At 24.8% G+C, this 12,766-nt stretch carries 10 protein-coding genes; all 10 read left to right on the top strand.

Annotated elements, in window-relative coordinates; all coding sequences use genetic code 11:
• The first annotated feature begins 63 nt into the window (after positions 1 to 63).
• From AYC60_RS03200 to AYC60_RS03245, 10 genes are read left to right on the top strand one after another with little or no spacing between them, the layout of a single operon-like run.
• Entirely contained in the window at positions 64 to 693 is a 630-nt protein-coding gene (locus AYC60_RS03200; protein ID WP_067321336.1) for an O-methyltransferase, read from the top strand.
• A gap of 11 nt (positions 694 to 704) precedes the next feature.
• Positions 705 to 2,024 carry a glycoside hydrolase family 10 protein gene (locus AYC60_RS03205; RefSeq protein WP_067321225.1) on the top strand — a complete coding sequence of 440 codons (1,320 nt, stop codon included), beginning with the start codon at positions 705 to 707 and terminating at the stop codon, positions 2,022 to 2,024.
• An 11-nt stretch (positions 2,025 to 2,035) separates the two neighbouring features.
• Positions 2,036 to 4,012 carry an excinuclease ABC subunit UvrB gene (uvrB, locus tag AYC60_RS03210; protein WP_067321227.1) on the top strand — a complete coding sequence of 659 codons (1,977 nt, stop codon included), beginning with the start codon at positions 2,036 to 2,038 and terminating at the stop codon, positions 4,010 to 4,012.
• Entirely contained in the window at positions 4,013 to 4,357 is a 345-nt protein-coding gene (locus AYC60_RS03215; protein ID WP_067321230.1) for a Spx/MgsR family RNA polymerase-binding regulatory protein, read from the top strand.
• Between the two features lie 8 nt (positions 4,358 to 4,365).
• Complete coding sequence (gene xseA / locus AYC60_RS03220; protein WP_067321233.1) at positions 4,366 to 5,694, top strand: exodeoxyribonuclease VII large subunit; 1,329 nt, start codon at positions 4,366 to 4,368, stop codon at positions 5,692 to 5,694.
• Positions 5,695 to 5,702: 8 nt separating this feature from the next.
• Entirely contained in the window at positions 5,703 to 6,182 is a 480-nt protein-coding gene (locus AYC60_RS03225; RefSeq protein ID WP_067321236.1) for a deoxycytidylate deaminase, read from the top strand.
• A gap of 11 nt (positions 6,183 to 6,193) precedes the next feature.
• Complete coding sequence (smc, locus tag AYC60_RS03230; RefSeq protein WP_067321238.1) at positions 6,194 to 9,736, top strand: chromosome segregation protein SMC; 3,543 nt, start codon at positions 6,194 to 6,196, stop codon at positions 9,734 to 9,736.
• A gap of 8 nt (positions 9,737 to 9,744) precedes the next feature.
• Complete coding sequence (locus AYC60_RS03235; RefSeq protein WP_067321241.1) at positions 9,745 to 11,082, top strand: L,D-transpeptidase family protein; 1,338 nt, start codon at positions 9,745 to 9,747, stop codon at positions 11,080 to 11,082.
• Between the two features lie 59 nt (positions 11,083 to 11,141).
• A complete protein-coding gene (locus AYC60_RS03240) occupies positions 11,142 to 11,849 on the top strand; it encodes a queuosine precursor transporter (protein WP_067321243.1) in 708 nt (235 codons plus the stop codon).
• 18 nt (positions 11,850 to 11,867) lie between these two features.
• Complete coding sequence (locus AYC60_RS03245; RefSeq protein ID WP_067321246.1) at positions 11,868 to 12,722, top strand: YitT family protein; 855 nt, start codon at positions 11,868 to 11,870, stop codon at positions 12,720 to 12,722.
• Positions 12,723 to 12,766: the final 44 nt, after the last annotated feature.

A 12,766-nucleotide genomic window follows, 5' to 3' on the forward strand; every position in this document is an offset into this window, starting at 1 on the left:
CATAAAAAATAGATTTTTTCAGTGTTTTATGGTATAATTTATGAAAAGTGTGAAAGGGATTTTATGATACAAAATTTTGAAAATTCTAGTATTTATGCTAGAGAATTGTTTAAACTTGATGAGAAAAAGAAAAATTTAGAAAAAATTGCTCTTGAAAATAATATACCAATTATTACAAGAGAAGTATTAAAATATATGCTTTTTTTAGCAAAAAATATTAATGCAAAGAATATATTAGAAATTGGAACTGCAACTGGGTTTTCTAGTATTTTTTTAGCTGAAATTTCTAAAGAAAATAATGGAAAGTTAACTACAATAGAAATTGATGAGGAAAGATATATAGAAGCTAATAAAAATTTTGTAAACTTCAATCTAACTAAATATATTGAAAGTATTAATGATGATGCATTAAATATTTTACCAAATTTAAACAAGGAATTTGATTTTATTTTTATAGATGCATCTAAAAGTAAATATGAGTTATTCTTTGATTATTCATTTAAGTTATTAAAAAATGGTGGAATAATATTCATAGATAATTTAATGTTTAGAGGATATGTAGCTGAAAATGAAGCACCAAAAAGATATAAGACTTTGGTAAAAAATCTTAAACACTTTATAAATAATTTAAATGAAAAATATAATTTTACGTTATTGCCTTTTGGTGATGGTGTAGGTGTAGTAATAAAATAATGGAGGTAAAAATGAAAAAATTATTAATGGGTATAGCTTTTGTAAGCTTTTTAATTTCTTGTTCTTCAGTAGTAGAGAAGGTAGATATATATAAAGATTATCAACCTAAATATGAATTAGGTGAAAAGAAAAATGTAGAAGAAGAAATTAAAATAACATCTAAAACTACTAATGAGGAAATCCTAAATAGTGAAAAATTAAGTACAGTAATATTTAACAGAGAAAATAGAAAAATAAATAAAAATCTAAAGGGAGTTTGGGCAGCGTCAGTAATTAATTTAGACTTCCCTAAAACTACTTCTGCAGAAGATCAAAAAAGAGAAATTGATGAAATGATGGATAATATTAAAAAATGGGGATTGAATGCAGTTTTTTTCCATGTAAGACCATCTGCAGATGCACTATATGAATCTGAATTTGAACCTTGGTCTATATATTTAACTGGAGTTCAAAATAAATATCCTGGATATGATCCACTTGAATATGCTGTTAACTCTGCTCACAAAAGAGGAATTGAATTACATGCATGGATAAATCCATATAGAGCATCTATGACTACAGATTTAACACAACTTTCAGATAAAAGTATTGTTAAAAGAAAACCAGAATGGATATTTGAATATGAAGGAAAATACTATATGAATCCTGGAAATCCTGAAGTGGTTAATTATGTTTCTAATGCAATCGAAGAGATAGTTGAAAAATATGACATTGATGGATTACATTTAGATGACTATTTTTATCCATATCCATCAGCAACTGCAAAAATGGGAGATAATGTAGATCAAAAAGAATTTGATACTTATGGTAAAGGATATAATACTAGAGGAGAATGGAGACGTGATAATGTTAATAATATGATTAAGAATTTATCTGTTTCAGTACATAAAATAAAACCAAATTTATCATTTGGAGTAAGTCCATTTGGTATATGGAGAAATATAGATAATGATATGAGAGGATCTAAAACAAAAGGATTACAAAGTTATGATTCACTTTATGCTGATAGTTTAAAATGGATGAAAGAAGGATGGGTTGACTATATAGCACCTCAAATATATTGGAATATTGGTTTTGAAAAAGCAGACTATGAAGAATTAGTTAAATGGTGGGCAGAAAAATCAAAAGAAACTAATACTCCTTTATATGTTGGACATGGTATTTATAAATATTTAGAAAATAATCCATGGAAAGATCCAAATGAAGTAGAAAAACAATTAAAATTCAACGAAAATTTTGATGCTGTAAATGGTTCTATATTCTTTAGATACGGAACATTATTAGAAAATCCATCTAATATATTAAAGCAAATAGAGGATAATTTAAAATAAGGAAGTAAAAAATGGAATTTAAATTACATTCAGAATATAAGCCTACAGGAGATCAGCCTAAAGCTATAAAACAGGTAGTTGAAAATATAAAAAATGGTATAAGTGATCAAATAATATTAGGTGTTACAGGGAGTGGAAAAACATTTACTATAGCAAATATTATTAATGAACTTAATAAACCTGCATTAATAATGGCACCAAATAAAATTTTGGCAGCACAGTTATATAATGAATATAAACAATTTTTTCCTGAAAACGCAGTAGAATATTTTGTTTCATATTATGATTACTATCAGCCTGAAGCATACATACAGTCTACTGATACATATATTGAAAAAGATTCAGCAATAAATGAAGAAATTGACAAATTAACACATGCGGCAACTGCAGCCTTATTAAATAGAAAAGATGTAATTGTTATTGCATCTGTTTCAGCAATTTATGGTCTAGGTTCTCCTAATTCTTATTCTGATAGAAGTATATACATAGATGTAGATTTAAATGGTATAGAAAGAAAAGAATTGATAAAATCATTACTCTCATTAAGATATGAAAGAAATGATATGATACTTGAAAGAGCCAAGTTTAGGGTTAAGGGTGATGTTATTGATGTTTACCCTATATATCAAGATACAGTATATAGATTTGAGTTCTTTGATGATGAACTAGAGAAAATTTCAGAACTTAATACTTTAACATATAAAAAAGTTAGAGATATTAAAAGACTTAATTTAATGCCTGCGACTCATTATTTATCTGAAGTAGATACTAATACATTGGTGCAAAATATTAGAGAAGAAATGAATGAAAGAATTAAGTATTTTGAAGATAGATTACAACTTGTAGAAGCACAAAGAATTAAGCAAAGAACTGAATATGATTTAGAAATGATAAGAGAAATAGGATATTGTAAGGGTATGGAGAATTATTCAAGATATTTAACTGGAAAGAAAGTTGGAGAAGCTCCTTACACATTATTAGACTATTTCCCTGAGCCACCAGTAGTATTTTTAGATGAATCACATATAATGGTTCCACAAATAGGTGGTATGTCTAATGGTGATAGAAGTAGAAAAGAAATGTTAGTTAATCATGGATTTAGATTACCAAGTGCTTTGGATAATAGACCTCTAAGGCATGAAGAATTTTTCAATAAAGTAGAACAGGTAGTTTATGTTTCTGCAACACCTAGCGATTATGAAATTAATGAATCTAACGGTGAAATTATTGAATTACTTGTTAGACCTACGGGTATAGTTGAACCTAGTATAGAAATTAGACCAACAAAAAACCAAGTAGATAATCTTATGGATGATATAAATGAAAGAGTATCAAAGGGTGAAAGAATTTTAGTTACAACTTTAACTAAAAAGATGGCTGAAGAGTTAACAGAATATTATTTAAGTTATGGAATAAAAGTTAAATATATGCATTCTGAGATTTCAACTATAGATAGGGTTGAAATTGTAAAAGGATTAAGAAACGGAGAATTTGATGTTTTAGTTGGTATTAATTTATTAAGAGAAGGATTGGATTTACCAGAGGTTTCTTTAGTAGCTATCCTTGAAGCAGATAAAGAAGGATTTTTAAGATCGAGAAGATCTTTAATTCAAACTATGGGAAGAGCTGCAAGAAATGTAAATGGTCATGTAATACTATATGCTGATAAGATTACTAAATCTATGAAAGAGGCGATAGATGAGGTAAATAGAAGACGTGAAGTACAATTAAAATATAATGATGACAATAATATCATTCCAAAAAATGTAAAAGCACATATTACAGAATCTTTATTAGAATATAGTGATGAAAATGAAGATAAGGTAATAAATAAAATTGAATTTAAATCAGTTAAAGATTTAGAGAAAGAAATAAAAAAAGTAGAAACAGAAATGAAAAAGTTAGCTGAAAACTTCCAGTATGAATATGCTATAGAAAAACGTAATAGATTAAATGAATTGAAAAAAATGTTGATGGAGGTAATGTAATTGAAGTTAATATGTTATCCAAAATGTAGTACATGTCAAAAAGCACAAAAACATTTAGAATCTAAAAAACTTGTTTTTGAAAAGAGACATATAGTTGAAGAAAAATTAAGCATGGAAGAATTAAAAGAAATATATGAAAAATCAGGATTGGATATAAAAAAAATGTTCAATACTAGTGGGAATATGTATAAAGAGTTAAATTTAAAGGATAGATTAAACACTATGACTTTAGAAGAAAAGTTAGAACTGTTATCAACTAATGGCATGTTAGTAAAAAGACCTATATTATTATTTAGAGATAATGTAATAATAGGTTATGATGAAGAAAAATATAATAATATTTAGGAGTATTAATGAATAAAGTATTAACAGTATCGGAAATAGGAGAAATCTTAGAAAGAACATTTAACCAGTTATTTTTAGATGCATATGAAATTGAAGGAGAAATTTCAAATATCACTTATCAAAATACAGGACATCTTTATTTTACATTAAAGGATAAAAATGCACAAATAAAATGTGCAGTTTTCAGATATAAAGACAAGGGTATTATAAGAGATTTAAAAGATGGTGAAAAAATACAGGTTAAGGGAACTGTTAGTTTCTATAAACCTGGTGGTTCTGTTACTTTTAAAGTAACTAAATTACAAAGATTAGATTTGTTAGGTAAATTACATCAAGAATTAGAAAAACTTAAATTAAAATACTATGAAATGGGATATTTTGACGAAAACAAAAAAAAACCTATACCAAGAATAGTTAAGAGATTAGGTGTAATAACTTCACAAACTGGAGCTGCTATTCAAGATATAATAAATACTACACATAATAGAGATAAATATGTAGATATATTTCTTTATCCGGTAAAGGTGCAGGGTGAAGGTTCAAAAGAAGAAATCTCTAATGCTTTAAATTATTTCAATGATAATCAAGAAATATATAATTTAGATGCAATAATTGTAGGTCGTGGTGGTGGATCTATTGAAGATTTATGGTCTTTTAACGAAAAAGAAGTGGTTGAGGCTATATATAATTCAAAAATATTTGTAGTATCTGCAGTAGGACATGAAACAGATACACTTTTATCAGATTATGTTGCAGATTTAAGAGCTTCAACACCTACGCAGGCAGCAGAAAAAATAATAAAGAAATTAGAAGATGAAGAAAATACTTTAAAAACGTTTGAATATAAGATAAATAAAAGTTTAGAGAATAAATATAAAGTATTGAAAAATGAAATATTAAGTATTAAAAATTCATATATAATTAGAAAATTTGATGAAAGAATAAGTGAAAAAAGAATTATTTTATCTGATTTAGAAGATAAATTGATACAAAAATTAGAATATAAGTTTGAAAAGGTTAAGAATAATTTTGATAATATTAAATTGAAAATTAATATAAATAATGTCTATACAAAAATTGAGATGTTAAAGAACATGATAAATAATGAAAAAGTAAATTTAATTAAAAATATGAATATTAAAATTGAAAAGAAAAAGAATGAATTAGAGAATTTAAGATTAATTACGTCAAAGCATTCTAATGAAGATATACTTAAGAAAGGCTATACTATAACTACATATAAAGGTAAAGTAGTAAAGAGAAGTATAGATCTTTCTAAAGGAAGTAAAATTGAAACTATGTTTCTTGATGGATGTGTTGAAAGTAAAGTTGAATAGGAGGTATTATGAAAAGAGAAAATTATTTATCTTGGGATGAATATTTTATGGGAATTGCTTTTTTATCAGCTAATAGAAGTAAGGATCCTGTTACTCAAGTTGGTGCTTGTATAGTAAAAGACAGTAAAATTGTAGGAATAGGATATAATGGATTTCCTATGGGATCTAGTGATGATGAAATACCTTGGGGTAAAGAAGGTGATTTTTTAAATACTAAATATGCATATGTAGTACATGCTGAATTAAATGCAATACTAAATAGCAATAGAGATCTTAAAGGTTCAACAATTTATGTGACACATTTTCCTTGTAATGAATGTGCAAAAAGTATTATTCAAACAGGAATATCTAAAGTAGTGTTTTATTCTGATAAACATAAGGATAAAGACAGTAGTATAGCATCAAGAAGAATGCTTAATAATGCTGGTATAGAAATAGTTAAATTAGAATTAGGTATAGATGAATTAGTTATAAAATTTAAAGATTAAGAGGATAAAAAATGTATTTAAAGGCGTTAGAAATAAATGGATTTAAGTCTTTTTCAACTAAGACAGTAATAGATTTTACTCAAGGAATTACATCTATTGTTGGCCCTAATGGGAGTGGTAAAAGTAATATATTAGATGCAATACTATGGGTATTGGGAGAACAAAGCTATAAAAACATACGTGCTTCTATGAGTAGTGATGTAATTTTTTCTGGTGGAAAAAATAAAAAACATGCAAATAGTGCAGAAGTAAGCTTATTAATAGATAATGAAGATAGATATTTAGACTATGAAGCTGATGATGTAAAGATAACTAGAAGAATCTATAGAAATGGTGAAGGTGAATATTTAATTAATAATAAAAAATCAAGATTAAAAGATATTCATAATCTTTTCATGGATACAGGTATTGGTAAACAAGCTTATTCTATTATAGGACAAGGTAGAGTAGAAAGAATAATTGGTTCTAATCCAAAAGAAATAAGAGAAATACTTGAAGAAGCAGCTGGAACTAAAAGAGCTAAGTTAGAAAAAGATGATGCTTTAAAAAAATTATCAAATGTACAGGTTGAATTAGAAAAAATTACTTATGTAGAAAGAGAATTAGAACAAAGAGTAAAAAGATTAAAAGAAGAATCTGAAAAAGCAGGGCTATATAATAGTTTAGTCCATCAAATTAATGTCAATAAATATATGCTTTATGAATTTAATATTAACAAAATTGAAGTAGAACAAAATTTACTTATATTAGAAAAAGAAGCAAATAGTAAAAAAATTGAAAATATTCAAGAAAATCTTGAAAAAGAAAATGAAAAATTAAAGGAGACTTCAATAAAGAAAAATGAGATGATACATCTTATTGAAGTAGAAAAAAATAAATTAACATTAATATTTAATGAATTAGATGTTTTAAAAGAAGAGTTAAACTCAATATTATTAGAAAAATCAAATTATGAAGTAAAACTTGCTGAGAAGTTATTAATAAAAGATAAATTGTTAAGTGATGAGAAGATTTATGATGATAAAATAAAGGTAGAAAATAAAGAAATTAATCATTTAAATAAGGACTATATTAAGAAAAAAGATTCTATAGATAATTTAAAAGAAAAAATAGAATATTTAACGAAATTACGTAATGAAATAGAAGAAAAATTATCAATTCATGAAAAAACTATAAACGAAATTGAAATGAAAAGATATAGATTAAGAGGAGAAAACGAAGATTTAGATAGAAAAAATAAATTGACTGAAAATAATAAAATTAAATTGGAAGAAGAAAAAAATAACATCTTACTTAATTTAAAAAAGGTTAAATTGGAATTTGATGCCTTAAAGAATAGAGAGAGTAATCATGAAAAGTCTAATAAAAGTATTATAGATAAACAAAAAAAATATACAGAAGAGATTTCTATTTTAGATAAAGAAAGAAAAATTCTAAATAATGAAAGTCAAAAAATAATATTTGAAAAAGAATCTAAATTATCTAAATTCGAATCTATACAAAAAACTTTAGATGATAATGTATTTTTAAATGCTTCAAGTAAGTTTATTCTAGATAATTTTAAGGATGATAATAATGTTATTAATACAGTATCAAATCTTTTGGATATACCAGAAAAGTATCTTACAGCTATTTCGGTATTAGTAGGTTTTAGTCTAAATGATATAGTAATTAAAAGAGCAAGTGAAAGTAAAAAATATATAACTGAATTGAAAAATAAAAAGATAGGAACAATATCTTTTTTACCTTTAGATAATATCAAGACTTTTTCAAAAATCACTAAATTACCAGAAGGTGATGGTGTAATTGATTTTGCAAGAAATGTTGTGAAAATAAAAAACTCTGAATATGATAAAGTTTTAGATTTCATATTTTCAAATGCTTTAATAGTTGAAGATATAGACATAGCGAATAAATTAATAAAAAATGGATTTAGTGACAGAGTAATTACTTTAGATGGAGATCTTGTTACTGCAAGAGGTAGAATATCTGGCGGATACAAAAAAAATAAAGTAGATTTAACGTTAAGTAAAAAAGATGAATTAAGAACTATAAAAAGAGATATGGAGTTATTGGATAAAAAGAAAAAAGAAATTGACGATAAATACAAAAATATCTTAGAAAAAATTGAAGATTTTGAAGAAAAGTTAAGCAATGAAAATGAAAAAGTTAATAAATATAAGTTAGAATATAACGATATTAAATATTTAATAGATATGAAAAACAATGAAATTTCTAGTTTAGAAAGAAAAATAGATACTATAGATTATGAAATTAAAGATAGCAACTTAATTATTATTGAAAATACAAATAAAATTGATAAAAACATTCAAGAAATTGATCAATCTATTAATATTATTGAAGAAATATATAGTGAAAGAGAAAGTTTAGAATTTAAATTAGGTGAAATAGAAGATGTTGATAGACATCAAACTAAATTACATAATATGTTAGTTGAATTTGCAGTAATTAACGAAAAATTAAATAATAAAAATAAAACAAAAGATGAATTAAAACTAATGTATAATAAAATCAGAAAAGATTTAAATGAAATAGATATCTTTGAACATAATAAAGATGAATTGTTTAGTAATTTTAATGTAAATATTTTAGAAAAAAATGTTAGAATAGAAAATATTACTAAGGATAGAGATATCTTAAATGAAAGTATAAAAAATAATGAAGTTATGTTAAAGTCTATAGAGAAAAACGAAGTTGATCATTTTAACAAGATTAGTGAATTAGAAAAAGAAACTATAAAAATGATTAATATAGTTGAAAAATTATCTGAAAATATTGGTAGAAATTCAAATGAGTTAGAAAACTTAAATGAAAAGATGGAAGAATTACATGAAAGTAAAGAAAGTATACTTAATGATTTTAACTATAACAAACTTGAAGAAGATAGAGTTAGTCAGGTAAAATCAAATATAACTAGGTTAGAGAATAAAAAAGAAAATATTGGTAGTGTAAATTTAGCATCTATAGATGAATATAATTTTGAAAATGAAAGATATATGGTATTAGTTAATCAGAAACAAGATTTAGAAAATAGTTCAAATTCAATAAAAAATCTTATTTCAAATATTGAAAATGATATGATAACTAAATTTACCTATGCTTTAAATGAAATAAAAAATAATTTTAAATATATGTGTAATGAAATTTTTTATGGTGCAAAGGCAGATATAAAGTTAACAGATCCTGATAATATATTAAATACTGGTTTAGAACTAAGTGTAAAATATAAGAATAAACCTGAACAAACATTAATGTTACTTTCAGGAGGAGAGAAATCAATGTTAGCTGTTTCGTTTATAATGGCAATATTTATGTTTAAACCTTCACCGTTTACTTTCTTTGATGAAATAGAGGCAGCTTTAGATGAAGCTAATACAAAGAAAATAATAGAGTTATTAAGAAGATTTATAGATAAGTCACAATTTATTTTAATTACACATAATAAAGAAACTATGAAAGGTTCAGATAGATTATATGGTGTAACTATGAATAAAGAAATAGGAGAATCTAAAATAGTTTCTGTAGATATTTAGGAGGAAAAATGAAGAAATATTTAATGCTTTTATTGCTATTGGGAATGTATAATATTAACTATGCTAAAGAAGAAAATATAGATATAAAAGAAGAAAATGTAGCAATAAAAACAGAAGAAAAGAAAGAAGAAACAGAAAAAGAAATTGTTGAAGAGGTAGTTGAAAAAAAAGAAGAGGATAGTAAAGAAGAAGTTGTAGAAGAAAAGAATTATGTAGAAAAATTTGAGAGTAATGAAAAAAATATAACTTTAAATCTTAAATTTGATAAATATTTTGATGAAAGTTTAAATAAATTTGCTTATGTGAAAGTCACTACTAATATTAGAAATAAACCTACAACTAAAGGTTCTAAGGTTTTAAGTAGTTTAAAAACTGGAACTAAATTACCACTTTTAGGTATAGTAAAAGGAAATGATGGTAAAGAATGGTTAGAAGTAATGTATAAAAATCAAAAAGCATATATATTTATTTCTAATGCATTAGTAAGAGGTTTTAACTGGCAAAAAGCGGCTGAAAAAGCTAATAAACTTAATGATTTTATAGCTAATTCTAAATTAAGAAATAAAGAAATATATTATTTGGATAGTTATGTATCATTGAATACAGAATCAAGTGGTAAAAAAGATAAATACGGTAATGCTGCTAATCAAAGTATTAAAGCTTATTACAATAATAATAAAGAATATATCAATTTACCTGATAGAACTTTAGTTACTCTTGAAGGTCAAGATGATAAATATGTTTATATTAAAACAGCTTCTTACGGGGATATAACTTATGCTATTTTAAAAAGTGATGTGAAGAGATTCAAAAAATCAAATATTAATAAAAAAGTAAATAGATTCATATATATTGATAGAGATAGTCAAACACAAGTTACTTTAGAAAGAAGTAGTAGTGGATTTAATGTAAATACTGTAGGTTATGTAACTACTGGTATTACAAAAGGTGCTGGGTTTGTAACACCATATGGAGATTTTTTAGTTGCATATACTAAGCCAGTAATGGCATATGCTTCTGATTTTCAAAAAGAACCTATATTAAATTCTAAAGGAGAAAAAATAGGTGAAAGACCAATAGTTATTGGTGATGCAAGATTTGCTATAAGATTTTCTGGTGGTGGATATTTACATGGTATACCATCAACTTTTGAACCAAAAGAAAATAGAGAAGCAAGAAAAAGAGCTACAGCAGCAAAATTAGGTACTATACCTTTATCACATAAATGTGTAAGAAATGAAGATGATGTAATTGAATATCTATATAGATGGGTAAATGGTAAAAATAAAATTCAAAAAAATGGGTTTACATATCCAGAAGAACATGTTATAGTAATAGTTGATTAATATAATAATAAAATTAGTTCATAGGTGGCAGCGTTGAACAAAAAAAATTAGGAGGAATTATGTTAAGTATTTTTGGTTATAACGAAGTCATCTGGCTTCTTTATGTATTAATTAATTATTCTGTTATTTTATTTGCTTATAGAAGATGGGGGAAAGTTGGATTAATGATTTTTGCACCTATATCTATAATATTAGCAAATGTACAGGTAAATAAATTAGTTTATCTTTTTGGTATAGAAACAACTTTAGGGAATATTGCCTATAGTTCTATTTTCCTTATTTCTGATATTTTATCAGAGAATTATGGTAAAAAAGCCGCATCAAAAGTGGTTGGAATTGGGTTTTTAACAATGATATTCACTACAGTTGTAATGAATATTGCTTTAACTTTAACACCATCAGCAAATGATGTACAACAAGTTCACTTAGAAGCAATATTTACACCATTTATAAGACTTATGATTGCTTCATTATTAGCATATGTTATTTCATCTAATGTTGATATAAATTTATATCAAATTATTAGAAAAATATTCCCAGATTTTAGTAATATATGGATAAGAAATAATTTAAGTACATTATTAAGTCAAATATTAGACAATCTTATTTTTAATTTTGTAGCATTTTATGGTGTGTTTCCTATATCTTTAATTTTAACAATTACATTTTCAACTTACTTCTTGAAAATAATTACATCAGCATTAGATACACCTTTTGTGTATATAGCTACATATTGGAAAAATAAAGGAGTAATAGAAGAAATATAAGTATTTTAGGAGAAAATTATGTTTCAAAAATATAAGTCATATATAATACCTACAATGTTAATAATATTTTCAGCATTAGTACAATCATATACAATACAGGTATTTATTGTACATTCTAAATTATTAACAGGTGGATTTACTGGTTTATCAATATTGATAAATATGATTATGTCAGAATTAGGTATAAAGTTATCGGTAGGAACTTTACTTTTAATTTTAAATTTTCCAGTTGCACTATTGTGTGCTAAGGAAATAAGCAAAAAATTTGTTTTTCTTTCATTGTTACATATAGTAATGACATCAATTTTTTTAAAGACATTTAAGTTTGATCCTTTATTTACAAACATATTATTGAATCTTACTATAGGTGCTGTAGTACATGGACTTCAAATGGTTCTTGCTTTAAAAGTAGGTGGTTCAACTGGAGGAACAGATTTTATTGCACTCTATATTTCTAATAAGATTAATAAATCAATTTGGATATATATATTTATTTTTAATATGTCTATAATATTAATTTTTGGATATATGTTTACTTGGGATGGAGCAGGTTATTCTATAGTATTTCAATTTGTAACTACAAAAGTAATAGATACTTTTTATAATAGGTATAGAAGAATTACTCTGCAAATTTTCACTAAAAAAGCTGATGAAGTATCAAAAATGTATATTAGTAAATATAGACATGGAATGACTAAAATATTGGGTGAAGGAGCTTATCTAAGAGAAGATATATCGGTATGTTATACAGTAGTTTCTGTTTATGAAGTAAATGATATAGTAAAGGCAATATTAAAGGTTGATAAAAATGCTATAATTAATACATTTAAAACAGAAGCCTTTTATGTTAAATTCTATATTCCACCAATTTAAAAAAATACTTGAAATATTTTTGAAAATATGATATTATCTATTAG

The sequence above is a fragment of the Streptobacillus felis genome (genome assembly GCF_001559775.1).
GTDB classification, from domain to species: domain Bacteria; phylum Fusobacteriota; class Fusobacteriia; order Fusobacteriales; family Leptotrichiaceae; genus Streptobacillus; species Streptobacillus felis.